General features: G+C 56.5%; 18 protein-coding genes. 6 read left to right on the top strand and 12 right to left on the bottom strand.

The window, feature by feature from the left end:
• Positions 1–228: 228 nt before the first annotated feature.
• Genes ACEWPJ_RS06205 through ACEWPJ_RS06195 form a run of 3 tightly spaced genes read right to left on the bottom strand, consistent with a single transcriptional unit; the run spans position 229 to position 2,843 of the window.
• Positions 229–1,584, bottom strand: a complete 1,356-nt coding sequence (locus ACEWPJ_RS06205) for an ATP-binding protein (protein WP_416511742.1) — start codon at positions 1,582–1,584, stop codon at positions 229–231.
• Positions 1,581–2,240 carry a response regulator gene (locus ACEWPJ_RS06200; RefSeq protein ID WP_416511741.1) on the bottom strand — a complete coding sequence of 220 codons (660 nt, stop codon included), beginning with the start codon at positions 2,238–2,240 and terminating at the stop codon, positions 1,581–1,583. Before ACEWPJ_RS06200 ends, ACEWPJ_RS06205 begins: the two co-directional genes overlap by 4 nt.
• Positions 2,241–2,282: 42 nt before the next feature.
• Entirely contained in the window at positions 2,283–2,843 is a 561-nt protein-coding gene (locus ACEWPJ_RS06195; RefSeq protein WP_416511739.1) for a PepSY domain-containing protein, read from the bottom strand.
• 172 nt (positions 2,844–3,015) lie between these two features.
• Here ACEWPJ_RS06195 and ACEWPJ_RS06190 point away from each other — a divergent pair, with 172 nt between their 5' ends.
• The 3 genes from ACEWPJ_RS06190 to ACEWPJ_RS06180 all read left to right on the top strand — a co-directional run bounded on the left by ACEWPJ_RS06190 (position 3,016) and on the right by ACEWPJ_RS06180 (position 5,563).
• On the top strand, positions 3,016–4,032 hold the full coding sequence (locus tag ACEWPJ_RS06190) for a hypothetical protein (RefSeq protein ID WP_416511737.1): 1,017 nt from the start codon (positions 3,016–3,018) through the stop codon (positions 4,030–4,032).
• A gap of 76 nt (positions 4,033–4,108) precedes the next feature.
• Positions 4,109–4,273 carry a hypothetical protein gene (locus tag ACEWPJ_RS06185; protein ID WP_416511735.1) on the top strand — a complete coding sequence of 55 codons (165 nt, stop codon included), beginning with the start codon at positions 4,109–4,111 and terminating at the stop codon, positions 4,271–4,273.
• Positions 4,274–4,651: 378 nt separating this feature from the next.
• Positions 4,652–5,563 carry a homocysteine S-methyltransferase family protein gene (locus ACEWPJ_RS06180; protein WP_416511734.1) on the top strand — a complete coding sequence of 304 codons (912 nt, stop codon included), beginning with the start codon at positions 4,652–4,654 and terminating at the stop codon, positions 5,561–5,563.
• A 233-nt stretch (positions 5,564–5,796) separates the two neighbouring features.
• Here ACEWPJ_RS06180 and ACEWPJ_RS06175 read toward each other — a convergent pair whose 3' ends face one another.
• Complete coding sequence (locus tag ACEWPJ_RS06175) at positions 5,797–6,327, bottom strand: hypothetical protein (protein WP_416511732.1); 531 nt, start codon at positions 6,325–6,327, stop codon at positions 5,797–5,799.
• A gap of 65 nt (positions 6,328–6,392) precedes the next feature.
• Here ACEWPJ_RS06175 and ACEWPJ_RS06170 point away from each other — a divergent pair, with 65 nt between their 5' ends.
• Positions 6,393–6,977 (top strand): Crp/Fnr family transcriptional regulator, encoded by a 585-nt coding sequence (locus tag ACEWPJ_RS06170; RefSeq protein ID WP_416511729.1) that lies wholly within the window; start codon positions 6,393–6,395, stop codon positions 6,975–6,977.
• On the opposite strand, the gene ACEWPJ_RS06165 is transcribed toward ACEWPJ_RS06170, so the two are convergent.
• The 6 genes from ACEWPJ_RS06165 to ACEWPJ_RS06140 form a co-directional block, all read right to left on the bottom strand.
• Entirely contained in the window at positions 6,951–7,367 is a 417-nt protein-coding gene (locus ACEWPJ_RS06165) for a hypothetical protein (protein WP_416511728.1), read from the bottom strand. The genes ACEWPJ_RS06170 and ACEWPJ_RS06165 overlap by 27 nt on opposite strands.
• Positions 7,360–7,788, bottom strand: a complete 429-nt coding sequence (locus tag ACEWPJ_RS06160; protein WP_416511726.1) for a c-type cytochrome — start codon at positions 7,786–7,788, stop codon at positions 7,360–7,362. Before ACEWPJ_RS06160 ends, ACEWPJ_RS06165 begins: the two co-directional genes overlap by 8 nt.
• Before the next feature lie 118 nt (positions 7,789–7,906).
• Positions 7,907–8,755 (bottom strand): copper resistance D family protein, encoded by an 849-nt coding sequence (locus ACEWPJ_RS06155; protein WP_416511724.1) that lies wholly within the window; start codon positions 8,753–8,755, stop codon positions 7,907–7,909.
• Between the two features lie 2 nt (positions 8,756–8,757).
• The gene (locus ACEWPJ_RS06150) at positions 8,758–9,099 is read right to left on the bottom strand and encodes a copper resistance CopC family protein (RefSeq protein WP_416511723.1); all 342 of its coding nucleotides are present in this window, start codon (positions 9,097–9,099) and stop codon (positions 8,758–8,760) included.
• 20 nt (positions 9,100–9,119) lie between these two features.
• Entirely contained in the window at positions 9,120–9,554 is a 435-nt protein-coding gene (locus ACEWPJ_RS06145; RefSeq protein WP_416511722.1) for a c-type cytochrome, read from the bottom strand.
• Positions 9,555–9,626: 72 nt separating this feature from the next.
• Positions 9,627–10,088, bottom strand: a complete 462-nt coding sequence (locus ACEWPJ_RS06140) for a MauE/DoxX family redox-associated membrane protein (protein WP_416511720.1) — start codon at positions 10,086–10,088, stop codon at positions 9,627–9,629.
• A 505-nt stretch (positions 10,089–10,593) separates the two neighbouring features.
• Here ACEWPJ_RS06140 and ACEWPJ_RS06135 point away from each other — a divergent pair.
• Together ACEWPJ_RS06135 and ACEWPJ_RS06130 are read left to right on the top strand one after the other, a co-directional pair.
• Entirely contained in the window at positions 10,594–11,010 is a 417-nt protein-coding gene (locus ACEWPJ_RS06135) for a hypothetical protein (protein WP_416511719.1), read from the top strand.
• A gap of 84 nt (positions 11,011–11,094) precedes the next feature.
• On the top strand, positions 11,095–11,724 hold the full coding sequence (locus tag ACEWPJ_RS06130) for a TIGR02466 family protein (protein ID WP_416511718.1): 630 nt from the start codon (positions 11,095–11,097) through the stop codon (positions 11,722–11,724).
• A gap of 57 nt (positions 11,725–11,781) precedes the next feature.
• On the opposite strand, the gene ACEWPJ_RS06125 is transcribed toward ACEWPJ_RS06130, so the two are convergent.
• Together ACEWPJ_RS06125 and ACEWPJ_RS06120 are read right to left on the bottom strand one after the other, a co-directional pair.
• Entirely contained in the window at positions 11,782–12,426 is a 645-nt protein-coding gene (locus tag ACEWPJ_RS06125) for a response regulator (protein WP_416511716.1), read from the bottom strand.
• A complete protein-coding gene (locus tag ACEWPJ_RS06120) occupies positions 12,423–13,736 on the bottom strand; it encodes a sensor histidine kinase (RefSeq protein WP_416511714.1) in 1,314 nt (437 codons plus the stop codon). Before ACEWPJ_RS06120 ends, ACEWPJ_RS06125 begins: the two co-directional genes overlap by 4 nt.
• Positions 13,737–14,085 lie beyond the last annotated feature (349 nt).

Below are 14,085 nucleotides of genomic sequence, written 5' to 3'. Positions count from 1 at the left end.
GGAATTCACCCAATCGACTTTCTCAAAAGCAGACATTCGGGCGTTCCGGCTGATGCAGGCGCGTAACGAGCATTCTTGATCTTATAGGCGTCCCCCCCCCGCTCAAGCCGGCGTGGCACTTGAATATCCAGAGATTTGCGGACATTGACCGATTTATGAGCCACCCCAAAAAATTCAATTCAAAGCTCGAAAGATCGCTCCTCGCCCCTTGGCCGCGACCTTCGCATCTCACTCGTGATGCAGAACCAAGCGTCCGCCGCTTGGAGGCGACACTTGCACCTTCAACCCTCCAAGGCGTTCGGAAGTGCTAAGAGAAACCGACCCGCCATATGCGTCAAGAAGGTCAGTCGCGATGGCAAGGCCAAGGCCGCTGCCAGGCTTTGACGTATCAAGGCGGCCACCGGTCCGCAGCGCCTCGCGCCGGGCGTCATCGGGAATACCAGGGCCATCGTCCTCGATCACGATATCGGTACTGTCGCCCGATGTGGTCGCGGTGATCGACACCCGGCCCTTTGCCCACTTAGTCGCGTTTTCAAGAAGGTTGCCCAACACCTCTTCCAGATCGTGTTGGTCCATCGCAACCATGGCAGAGTCCGCAACCTCCACCCTGAAATCGATATGCGCCGACGCGGGAACCGATTTGAACAGCCGCAGCAAACGATCCACCGATGTTCTGACCGCGGTGTGCTGCCCGCGTACGGGGTCATGGTTGCCGGCCCGAATCCGGGCAAGCGACCGGTTGATCTGTGCGTCGATCCGGTTAAGCGCATCAATCGCGGCGGGCGTTTCAAATCCCCTCCCGCAAGCGGATTCGATCTCGTTGCGCAGGATCGCCGACGGTGTTTTCAACGCATGGGCAAGATCGGCGGCTTGCCTGCGCGACCGGTCGATGATCTCGCGGTTGCGTTCAAGCAGCGTGTCGATATCGGTGACCAACGGCGCGACTTCGGCCGGATAGCTGTCTGGGTTAAGCTTTTCGGGGCTGTCCCACCGATGCGTCACGTCCTCCCGCAGTTTTCTCAGCGGTCGCAGCGCGGCAGAGGTCAGCAGGATCGCGCCCGCGATCCCGAGAACACCGACCAACCCAAACGTCGCAAGCAGGCTTTGCCGAATCCGACGACGCTCTGCCGTCAGCGCGGTCAGAGAGTCCGCGACGGTGACGACACGCTCGCGCCCATCGTCTAGCCGAACAAGTTGGTGAACGCCGCGAATAGCACCATTCGGGCCTTCGCCGGTCCAGATCGTCTGGGTGCTGGGCGGGTCGTCGGGAACGTCAAGAAGCGTGTCAAATAGCGACCGGGACGCGACCGCGCCCTGATCGCCGCCGGAAACCTGCCAATACCGCCCCGAATAGGGCCGCGCGTATGCCGGGTCCGTCAGTAGCGCGGCAAGCTGGTCCGGGTGCCCGTCCGAATTCGCAACCGCCACGACGACCTGCAAATGGCGGCTTAGCAGAGCGTTGTCAAAGCGGCGGTCCGCCTGTCGTTCAAGAAGGTAAAGCAGGGCCGCCGTGCCGATGACGACAATCAGTATCGCCCAGGCCGCGCCGCCCATAATTGCGCGCTGGCGTAACGATCTGCTCATGGATCGGAAATCGAATAGCCAAGACCCCGGACGGTCTGGATAAGGTCGGCACCCAGCTTTTTGCGCAGGCGGTTCACGAAAACCGCAATCGTGTTGGAATCGCGGTCATCGTCATATTGATATATGTGTTCGGACAGTTCGGTCCGCGACACGAGCCGCCCGGAACTGTGGATCAGGTAGGATAGAACCGCCGTTTCCTGCGCCGTCAGCTCAACCGGAAAGCCATCGACCGTCACCTGGTTGGTGCGGGTATCGAACGTGACCGAGCCGCTTTGGAACAACGGATTGGTGCGCCCGGTCTTTCGACGCAACATGGCCCGCACCCGCGCGGACAGTTCCGGCATGTGGAACGGCTTGGTCATGTAGTCGTCGGCGCCCGCATCAAGACCGTCGACGCGTTCAGACCATCCATCCCGTGCCGTCAGGATCAGAACGGGGATATCAACGCCCTCGCCCCGCCAGCCTTTCAGCACGGACAGGCCATCCTTGCTTGGCAAACCAAGGTCCAGAACAATCATGTCATAAGGTTCGGTCGCCCCCATGAAGGCGGCTTCCTCACCGTCCTGCACAACGTCGATGACGTAGCCCTCGGCAGAGAGCGTGCGCGCGATCTGATCGCAAAGCGCCTGTTCGTCTTCGGCTAGAAGAATTCGCATGTCAGTTTATCGCTCGAAATCGGCCTATCGGGTATCCATACCTCAATTCTTGCCGTTTCCGCCACCACCACCGTTTCCGCCGCCGTTTCCGCCACCACCACCGTTTCCGCCGCCGCCGTTGCCGCCACCATTGCCGTTTCCGCCGCCATTCCCATTACCGCCACCGTTGCCATTACCGCCACCGTTGCCATTGCCGCCACCGTTGCCATTGCCATTCCCGTTGGAATTGCCCTGACCGACCGCCCGGCCACGGCCGGTTGATCCGTTCGATCTTCGTGCGGCGGCGCGCACTTCGCGCGCGGTCGAGGAGTTGCGTGGAAGCAGGTTTCCGGTGCGGCCATCGACAACGACGCTGACGACTCGGCCGGAGGGCTGCATGATAACGACGCTATAAAAGACGCCCGATGCTTCATAGGCGCGGGCATCGACAAGCTGACCCTCGACCGAAGCGAGAACCTTGTTGCGCAACTGCGAAAACCGCATCGTGCGCCCGCTGTCGATCTGCAGACGAAGTTGCGATTGGTTCAGTTCGTTCGCGCCGAACGCCCCGCCCGGCAAGAGAAGGCTGATGGCCGCGATTGCAATGATGCCTGTGCGTTTCATGTGTAATCCATAGCAAATCCAACATGAACTGAAAGTGAATACGCTGTTCCACGTCCGTTAACGTCGAGAATGTTTTTGTGAATTTCGACGATTCGTCCGTTGGGGAACGGGCCTGAATCAGGGTTTCCGAAATTCGAGGAAACCTCACCAATAGATCGAACCGGAGGCTGCCATGAAAATCGATACCACCAAATTCCTGAAAGCTGCGTGCATGTCCATCGCGCTGGCAAGTTCAACCGCGATGGTCGTGACGGTCGCCATACCCGACGTTGCGTTCGCCAAGAATGGTGGCGGAAACGGCGGTGGCAATGGTGGTGGCAATGGCGGTGGCAACGGTGGCGGTAATGGCGGCGGTAATGGCGGCGGCAACGCGAACGGCGGCGGAAACGGTGCAGACCGGGATGGTGCCGAACGTGGTGGCGCGCGCAGCAATCGTGGCCGTATCCAGCGGGGCAATCGCGCGACAACGCAGACGCAGACGCAGACCCGAACACGAACGCGCCCGACCCGAACAATCGAAAAACCGGCCCGCACCGTGCGCCCACAGGCCGCGCCGACGCGCTCGGCCCGGCCGCAGCCCGCACCCGAAAGCCGCCTACGCGGCAATCGGATCGCCCGCGAACTTGGCGTCCATCCGTCCGAACTCGGTGCGCTGAACGCGGCGAACGCGTCTGAAAATGCGCTTAGAAACGCGGCACCGAATTCCCGCGTTGGCAGAATTGCCGCCTTCCGCGACGCCGTTCTTGACGGACAAGAGCTTGAGAACGAACGCGCCGCGGCGCTGCTCGCCCTCGATGATCTTGAGGTGCCGGAACGGTCCTCAGGCGAAATCGCGTCCGATCTGACAACCGCGGATCAGGATCGCACCGCAACCGAGACCCGGATCGACGATCTTGAACAGCAACTTGCCGATGCCGGCGGAACGGATGCCGAGATCGAAGCAGAGCTGGCGGCCGAGCGCGATCTTCTGAGCGGCCTAGAGGCCGAGATCGCGGATCTGTCCGGCGAACTCGACACGGCGATCACCTACGAGGATGAAGAACAGATCGTCGCCGATCTCGACGCGCAGCTTGCCGAACAACCCGCAGTCGAACGCGCTCTTCTGGAAGATGCCGCCAACAAACCGGTAACAGATGCGATCGAAGAAGCCGTGAAGGCCATGCTGGGGATAGAAGACACCCAACCCTGAGACAAGATCGAGCAGGATCTAGCCATACAGACAATGGTATCGGTCAGTTGACCGGTTTGGGAAAGGAAACGTTATCATGGCTCAATTCGCCTCACACGCAGGGAACCTGCTGTCGGTCCTGCTGCTGCTTTACACATCGCTCATGGCGTTCGGCTTTAATTTCCTACCGCGCAGGTTACAGTCGAAAGGGTCGCTTGGCATTATGTGCATCGTCGCGATTGCCATCATCATCAGCGGTTGATCAGGAAACGACTAAACACCTTTCCGCTCCAGCGCATGGCAGCAACTAAGAATGGTCATGATGCACATGTATACGCAAATCGGCAACTTGGGGGCTGTCCGATACGTGGACGATATGCCGGGAGCTTGAGCGGGCGAGTACAGAAGTTATCGAAATCTAAACTGCTGGGTCGATCAATGGCGACCCAAAGCGGTCACCCGATCTACCTCACCATGCTGCGGTGCGGCCCGTCGAATCTGCCATTCGCTGCGTGAGCGAAAGACCATACCAGACGAGATCATACTTACGGGACAATCCCGCTGCGGCAAAAAGGTTCACAGGAGACCAGGCACAAGATAGTTTCGTCTTGGACTTCTACGGCAACAGGCGCGCATCAAAATGGCACGACAGCTTCCGCACGAAGGTGAGAAGAAATACTTGGTTTATGCTGGCACCGGCACTGACCTCATTTTCAATCACGGACTCGAACTGCCCGGATTTGCGTCATTCCCATTGCTGGAAAGGCCCGAGACCCGGGCGATCCTGGCCGATCAGATGCAAGCTCTTGTCGACCTGGCCGACGAGATGGATGTCGGATGTATTCTTGATGCGCCCACTTGGATGGCGAATGCCGACCGCGCAGCGCCGCTGGGCTATACCGCTGGACAGCTCGTTGATGTGAACAAGGATGCGGTCAGTCTGATGGAGGACGTGCGCCGGGCTGCCGGCCGCGATGATATCTTGGTCTCGGCCTGTATAGGCCCGCGCTTTGACCCATATGCGGACATTCCGCCAATATCTGCCGAAGATGCGCGGCAATATCACGGCGACCAATTGCGCAGCCTGAAAGAGACGAGCGTCGATTTGGTCACCGCCTATACATTCAACCGCCCGAGCGAAGCTGCAGGTTGTATCCTCGCAGCCCGCGATGTTGAGCTGCCGATCATCATGTCTTTGGTTGTCGAGACAGACGGGTGTTTGGCGGACGGAACCAGCCTTGTGGATGCGATCAATCAGATCGACGCGGCAACTAATTCGGCTGCATTGTTCTTCATGGTCAACTGCGCCCACCCGACCCATTTCGCCGGAGCGCTCGGGAACCACCCACGGCTGAGGGGAATTGTCGCAAACGCGTCAAGTTGTTCGCACGCGGAACTGGATGAGGCCGACGAATTGGACGAAGGCGATCCCCACGAACTAGGTCAGCAAGTGGCCGCGAATGCGCGGCACAATCCAATGATTAAAGTATTTGGAGGGTGCTGCGGAACGGATATGCGCCACCTAAAGTCAATGGCTATCGAATTGGCCTAGTCGACTTGGTTCAACCTGCGACGTAACGCCGATTCCATCGACATCGACTCGCAGTTCCGACCGCCACGATCCGGCCCATTGCTGCCTTTCACCGTCCGATAATGTTGCTGCGGTCGCAGCCCGCATTGCTGCCATTCGCCGCGCTTGCAAAATCTGGGGATGATCGAACTCACAGTCTGCGGAACAAAACCGCCGTTTGGCTCTTCCAGTCGAAGGACTACTTTGGCCAGTTTTCAGTGAGGGTCGTCGCCCTTTGCAATCATCAAGTGATGTTGTTGATGGTGAGCACCGATAGTCATCACACCATAAAACCCGAGACCTAAGACTTGGTGGCGTTGTTCGTCATCGGACACTGTAATCGTCATCATGGCACCGTCCGCGACCAACGCTGACGCCACTGACCATCCTGTCTCTGCTGCCAACATCGGGGTGTGGGCGGTCACCATGTTCTGGATCGACTGTGCAACCTCAGCGTCGCCAGTGATGGTAAAGATCACGCTGGCATCTGCTTCTTCGACAGCCACCATTGAGCGTGTCGTTACGTTGTCCATGTCCACGAGATGATCCCGCAATGCTTGAATATCGACACGCGCCCAATCGGTCGAAGGATCATCACGAATAACGGTCACAATCTCCGCGATTGACGCAAACTGAGCTTGGCCTGTTTCGGTCACATCTGCGCTGCCATGATTGCCATGCGTATGTTGGGCCTGCGCAGGTGCCGCGATCAACAAGAGGAGCGCAAGTCTCGTAATGAATGTCATGGTTCTCTCCTTCAATGGGGAGAGGAGTAGATGATCACCACCACATCTGATATGATCTCGATCATATGAATGATGATCCGTTTTCCGATCTGCCAGATACAGCCGTTCGACTGATCCAGACTTCTACAGGCGATGTGCTTTTCCGTCAGGCAGAGCCTGTGAGGGGGCTGTACCGCGTTCAGCGCGGCTGCGTGACTCTGCGTAGGACCACCGTGGCAGGGGATACTCTGACCTTGCACCGTGCAACGACAGGTGACCTCTTCGCTGAGGCATCAGTATTCTCGGATCAGTATCATTGCGATGCCATTTGCGCGGAGGGTGGTGAGGTGCAGCACATCTCCAAGGCGGCGGTTTTGGACCAGTTGTCCAAGGACAAAGACTTTGCATTGGCGTTCACTGCATTGCTTGCGAGACAGGTACAAAGCTATCGGTTCCTATTGGAAATCACCGCGATCAAATCTGCTGAGGAACGTGTACTTGCGGCTGTTTCAGCAGGATACCTTGATGGGGCAGTCACCGAGTTTGCGACCCGCGTTCATTTGACCCATGAAGCCTGTTATCGGGCACTCCGCGCCCTTTGCAATAAAGGGCGCCTGACACAACTGGGTCGCGGCCAGTACCAGCTATTGAACCAACCAGATCGCCCATAACCCTAGCCCAAAGATCACATCTACGACCACACAGGCTGGCACGTACCACCTTGGCATTTTCACGTTGAAGATCGGGGGGTGATGTAAGAAATCCCAGACAGCATGACCAATGTAACCCAGTGGCAGCAGAATGGGGGCGTACAGCAAGGCCCAACATGCGAACGCCACAAAGCCGACGGCAACCGCGCTTTCGACCAAAATTCGGGACAGTCTGCCATCGTTGACCGCAAACCCGATGTAGGCGCCCGCGATCAACGTCAGCAATAAAGCCGCAAGTGTATGGGAGACATCAACGGGCAGAACCAAGTGAACGGATAATGATCCCAGCCCGATCACACTCCATGCGGGGATCGTATGCGTGGCCAACACGTGCGTATCGATATCACTCATGAGGTGGATTGCGGCTGGCTTGCGCCCCTTGAACGCGCTCTGGCCATGTTGATCGAATGTAGCCGAGGATATCCCAAATCTCTTCGTCTGTCAGGATACCCTCAAATGCAGGCATCCCACTGTTAAAGTCTGTCATTCCACGCGCGGCAAGTGCGCCGCGTCCACCCAACTTGGTGTATTCGAAGAGGAGAGCATTATTATGATGCCAAGTATGTCCTGACGCATCATGGGGCGGGGCTGGCAATACACCATCATCGTTTGGGGTTCGCCAGTTTTGCTGCCCCTCCAAATTTGCACCATGGCATGACGCACACTGCTGTTGGTAGAGACGTTCCCCCGCAACAATATCACGATCCAATAGCTCGTGATCCGCAAAAGCTGGTGACGCAACCACCAATGCCAGACTGACCAGCCGCCTCATGATAGGCTCACAGCTTCAGCTCGCAGCATTACTCCATCTTGCCCTGCCTGAACCTGCTTCGGAAGCAAGGCGAGCGCGGATGCAGAAGCTAGGAATTGTCTTTTGTTCATGGGAACCCTCACGATGGCAATGTCAGGACGGATGTCAGAACGGCTGTGGTCAGAAGGACCGCAACAATCACCAGCCATTCATATGATATGGACTTGGCCAGATGATCTGCTGCGGCGGGGTCACCACTGGTCATCTGTGGGATAAACCGCAGCTTGTTGGCGGCGGCGAGGGCAAGCAGCCCTGTGACGAACAGCACTTTGAGAAGTAGAGCTTGGCCATATCCGCCACCCAATAGAGCTGGCAACGATCCAACCAACTCGTAGCTCATGTAGCCACCGGCAAGGATCAGCAATGGTACGAACACCGCTGCGATCTTGCCAAAGCGGTGCCCGACATTGGCTGCGTCCGATACGCGGCTTGCATCCAATGACAATGAACGAAGTGGTGTCAGAACGCCGATCCAAACAGAGATGGCGACCAGGTGGAACATCAACACAATGTTCAGAGCCAGACTGCCACGATCTGGGATGTGCCCAATGGTTGCAAAGGACCACAGGGCAAGGCCGCCTCCGATCAGTGACAGTATTACTCCGACCCGTCCGATGAACAGCCCAACGATTAAAAGCCCGAGGCCAACTAATCGCAAGGCAACAGCGGTCCCGACGGGCGTTGACCAAAGCAAACTCAGCATCTCGCGGTCCGTCATGCCACTTGCATCACCAGTCAGCGTGGCACCAGCCAGCGAAAGGCCAAAAACCGTCGCTGCAATACCGAGCAGAGCAAATCCAATGGTGAAACGGCGGTAACGTGTCAGTTGGAACAGCATTGTGGCAAGAACCGTACCGACAGCAGTCAGCACACCAAGGTAGAGTGCGAATTTGGTCGCAATGGATGCCAATCCCCATAGGTCGGGCATCGTTATTCGACCGTGAAGCTGAAGGACCCGTTCAAGGCATGGCCGTCTACACCAAGACCACGCCATTCAATCAGGTAGACACCCGATCCCATGGATTGAAGAGGAATGGCATAGTCAGAGATGAACCCGTCAAAGCCCTCCAGATCAAGGTCAACGCTTGGGTGATCTGCATGTGTCATGCTGACCCGTGTCAGTCGGATGTGACCTTTGAAATCCATCGCAATCTCTGATGGCGCCTCCGCAATGATGGACTCGTTTGCAGGTATCGTGGCCTCAAGCGGTGAATGCGCAAATGCACCCGTCGCCCACAATCCCATCATCGCGGTGAGCATGGTCTGTTTCATTGTTTGTCCCTCCATGGCGATCAGTTGATCCCGTTGGCCCGTTGTAGTTCGCGGATGTAAGCGATGATCATAGCCGCATCGCCACGTGTGATCCCGTCCACGGGCGGCATATTTCCAAACGGCCAATGGTGTCCCTGTACACCCAAAGCCGCTGCGCGCTGAAAGCTCTCATCGCCATGGTGGCTTGGCTCATAGATTTTATGAACCAAAGGCGGTGCAACACCATCCTGCCCAACCGCATTGATACCATGGCAAGACGCACATTTTGCTTCATACGCCAACCGACCAATCCGTGCATTATCCGAAAATGTATCGGGGAGAATGACCTCAGCCAAGGCTGTGTCACCGCTGCTGGAAGTTGGGCCAGATTGAACGATCGGCTCGGTTGTTGGCCAGAATGCGTAGCCTACCGCACCAACTGCTAGTATCACTGCTATGGCGTAGATAAGTTTCATATCTTCTCTTGAGTCCCAGTGTTTCGTCAGGTGCTACACCTTCCAGCAGGTGGAGGGTCAAACGCTATCTCATCACAGCTTTGAGAGCACCCAAAGCGCCATGCCGATCAGATGCAGGTTCTCGGTCAGTGAAACGAAACCCAGTGGCACCTTACTATCGCCACCGACACAGGCACATTTGATTTCCCTTTTGTCGATGTAAACTGCTTTGAACACGCTTACAGCCCCGATCCCAGAGACAACCAATGCCGCAGGCGCAGAGAGCCAAGTCAGCACACCGGCCATCATCAACAGGCCAGCCCCTGTTTCCACGAATGGGTAAACGTAGCCGTACCGCACCCATCGCTGCGCCAGCAGGTCATAGTTCAGGAACATGGTGGCAAACCTTTCGACATCCTGCAGCTTCTGCAACCCCAGCAGGACCATGAATATCGAGATGAACCGCTCGATGGATCGCCCCGCAAAGACGGTGCCAAGCGTGACCGATGTCACGGCGATTGCCATCAGTGCTGCCGCCGTAAAAAGGGCAATCATTGGTGTGTAGGTCAGGCTATCCTTGGCTTTGGTGGGTTCGGCCGTGAACTGAATGTCGTCTGATCGACCCTCCGCAACATCTCGTCGCTGACGACAAGCGGCGAATATAGGCTGCGCGTCAGGTGCTCAAGACGGCTGGCAATGTTCGCAGTATCACCGATTACACCATCTTCTAGTCGTTGTCCTTTGCTTCCAAAATTATCAAGCAAAGCATCTAAAAATCTAGGGCACCTCAAACTGTCCAAGCAATATTGTGGGCAGTTCTGGAACGATCCCGGTATGGCCGCGTAACTGAGACGGACCAGCCTCTGGCGAACCCCGCATAGGTCGTTGAGCTGACATTGACAGGTCTGCAAATAGTCAGACTTTAGTACCACTGTCGATCAGACCTATTTGTTCTGGATTCCCGACCCTCATCCGATGAAGCATAGTTGTCTTCAGATTAGAACAGTCAGCATAGGGCGTGCCGTTAGAACTCGGCGGGCAACAAATCTGGAGAAATTACATGAAACTTTCACACCTGCTTCTAACCAGCTCGCTTTGTGCTGTTGCGTCCGCACCTGCATTTGGACAAAGCCGCTCCTTTTCGGACATCGATACCGACGGAAATGGCAATTTATCCCTTTCGGAGTTGATTGAGGTTTTCGGCGAGAACACAGCTGAAGATATAGTTCTTCGCGCTGATCGTGATGACGATGGCGAACTGACGCGCTTCGAAATCCGGGCGTCCTTTTCCGACGATGAGGAAGACGACGATGAGGAGGACGGTGACGAAGAGGACGGTGACGAAGAGGACGACAATGACGAAGGCGACGACGAGGATGATGACGAAGAGGACGACAATGACGAAGGCGACGACGAGGAGGACGATGACGAGGATGACGACAGCGAGTCTGATGATGCCGAGGATGCGGAGGATTGATGGCCCTCTGGCAACTAATATCTAGCCCAAGACGTGCCCTCGGAGGTTTTCTCCGAGGGTGCAACATAATGTTCGGGATCTCTCATGCTTTTGCAGTCAGAAAAGTACCAAAAAATCTTCGCGACGCCGTTTTTCAGATTCCATTTTCCAGAACATACAAAGTTGAACGCCGCGTTGTTGGAAGAAGGCCATTCACTCCGTTCGAAAAAAGACGGCGTTTCAAAATCCAACAAGGGCGGATGGCACTCGGAAGGAAATCTATTCAATAACCCGGCTGCATCTATCAAGGTGCTCAACACTTTGGCCGTCGATGCTGTGGTTGATGCGACATCAAAGATCGGCGCAAAGGTCGACCCGAAGACTCTGAAGTTGAAGCTCTTCGCGTGGATGAACATGAACCCTACAGGCGGGTTCAATGCCCCGCATACCCATCCGGGAGCGCATTGGTCCGGAGTCTATTACGTCGCGCAACCCCAGATCGAAAAGGGCGACTCGGGGATGATCGAATTTCTCGATCCGCGATCTGACCTGCCCAATTGGCGGCTACTGGACGCACCCCCTTTCAGAATTAAGAAAAAACTACGTCCGGTTCCCGGAGACCTCATCCTGTTCCCATCTTACCTTTTGCATTGGGTCTATCCCAACGAGGCCAATGGCGAACGGGTGACAGTTGCGTTTAATGCGACCTTCAAAAAGACCGGCAAGGCCGGATAAAGAGCTTTCCGAACGCGCAAGGCGCGGCAATGATCCAAGGCTTCCGGTGCCGCGGCCTTACCTGTCGCGACCCCATTGGTCGCGCGCCATCAATGCGGCTTCAACACGATTTCGGGCCTGCAACTTGCTCATGATTGTGGTCATGTGGTGCTTGACGGTTTTCTCCTGAATGTGAAGCTCTCGCGCAACCTCTTTGTTGCTCAGACTCTTCGAGACGAGCTGGAGTATCTCGACCTCCCTTTTGGTGAGATCATCGAAAGGTGAGGTTTCGGTGCTGGGTTTCGGTGATGTCATCAGGCTCAAGACTCTTGCGGCTAATCCGGGCGATACATAAGCCTCCCCAGCAACAACCCCATTTAGAATGCGCCTGAGTTCGGTCGCCGAAACGCCCTTGAGAATATAGGCCGAGGCACCCGATTGCAGTGCTTTGCCCACGTCATCGTCTTCTTCCGAGACAGTCAGCATCGCAACATGTTCCGCTGACTTTGCGGCCAGGATTTCGGCCAGCGCCGACAGGCCATTCCCTGGCATTGAAAGGTCAAGGAGCGCCAAATCCGGACTCCTGGCCTTTGCCATGGCGACGGCCTCATCTGCGGAAGATGCGGTTGCGACGACGCGGAACTCGCCTGTTTCTTCAAGGCTTTTGACTAAACCATCCCTGAATATCGGATGGTCATCCGCAACCAAAACCCGTGTCGTCATTGTATCGCCTCCGAGATTGGGAGTTCGAGGGAGACAGCCGTTCCGTTCCCTGGTGCTGCAACGACCTTTATACGCCCGCGAAGGGTTTCGGCGCGATCGCGCAGACCCATCAAGCCTTGACCGCCGTCTTGGCGAACCAACGCGTGATCGTCAGGATCGAATCCGGCGCCATCATCGGTTAAGGACAGGACAACATCCGTTCCTTGTCGTTCAGCGACCAATGTGACCGAGTCAGCGTTTGCGTGCTTGTGGGCGTTGTAGAGCGCTTCCTGAATGAAGCGATAGCAACAGAGTTTCGTCGCATGGGGCGCAGGCACGTTCAGGAGTTGGTCTATCTTTTGCTCAACCTCACCCCCGAACGCCCTTATGTGATCTTCTGCCGCTCGGTGGAGCGTTTCGCCAAGTGTCAGGCTTTCAATATCCGGCAGCGAAAGGCCGCGGGAAATGGCCCTTAGCTCTTGCATGGCGGCATCCAGTGAGGCGCGAACGGTCTGCGCGTCTTTGCTGTCTTTCGTTTCGGCCTCGATCAAGCGAAGCCCCGCCAGCGAGAGGTGCTGGGCAACACCGTCATGCAGCTCCTGCCCAATCCTTTGCATGACCCGGTCCGCCTGTGCGGTCGATCTTTGTGCGGCCAATCGCACACGACGCGATAGGTCCTCGTTTTGTTGCGACAATCGCTCAGCTTCTACAAGCCTGTTACTCAGTTCGGTCCGTTGGCTTTCAATTTGCCGACTGCCAGCCTCGACCACCCCGATCAGAAGAGCGGAACTGCCAACGAACACGGCGGCGACGATTAGCCAAGTGTTGAGGCGAGCGCTTCGAATATCCGTCGCCAGATCAGACGCGTCCTCGTAGAACTCTGCGACAGCGATGACTTCACCTGACCAAGGGTCAATAATCGGGCTGTAGATTTCCAATAACGGGATGCCCAGCGCCGACTCACCTGCGTCTTCGATATCGTTGAGGTCCTCGAACGAAGCGGCTATCGCGCCGTTCCACGCAGCCAGCTGATCGTCGGAGAGGTCGAAGACCTGCCCGACCAGTGCTGAATTGGACGCCTCAATAATTTCCCCGCCAACTCCCCAGATTTTGTAAGACACAACCCTTGCACCAAGCGCTGAATCCAGGAAGATGTCTCTCAATGCCGTGCGAGACGGATCTGTTAGGCCATCAGCATTAGTGAATTCGTGGCTGACAGGCGAGATGAAGCTCTCCATATAGAGGGCTGCAGAAGTTGCAAAATTCTCCACTACGCCGCGTTCGATACGAAAGGTGACCCAGCTGCCGAGTATTAACGCGGCAATCGCCATCACGAATCCGCCGACCAACACGAAGCGGCGGGTCAGGGGATATTGGAACCATCGATTCAGCATAGACCTTTTCTGCGTGAAGGGACCAGATTCTTCCAGAGACTAAAGTCTTAGCCCTGAAGGCGATGCTGAACGTTTCTGGAGCGCTAGTTTGGTAATGCGGTGTATACTCGTCTAATAATACTGCCGCCTGTCATGATCCCATACGCGACTGTCCCGTCAGTGGCCGCCAGCCGGTGGTGTCACCATGACGCGGACATTCTTTATACCACGAAGATTCGTGCGGCTGGAAGGTCTTGCGCTGCGGATCGTTATCATCTCGTCATAGGAAGTCCGCTATTGAGCCTCA

This window comes from Aliiroseovarius sp. YM-037 (assembly GCF_048060095.1).
In the GTDB taxonomy this organism is placed as follows: Bacteria; Pseudomonadota; Alphaproteobacteria; order Rhodobacterales; family Rhodobacteraceae; genus JBLUOA01.
Note: the sequence above shows the minus strand (reverse complement) of the source record. Positions and strands in the feature narration are given on the sequence as shown.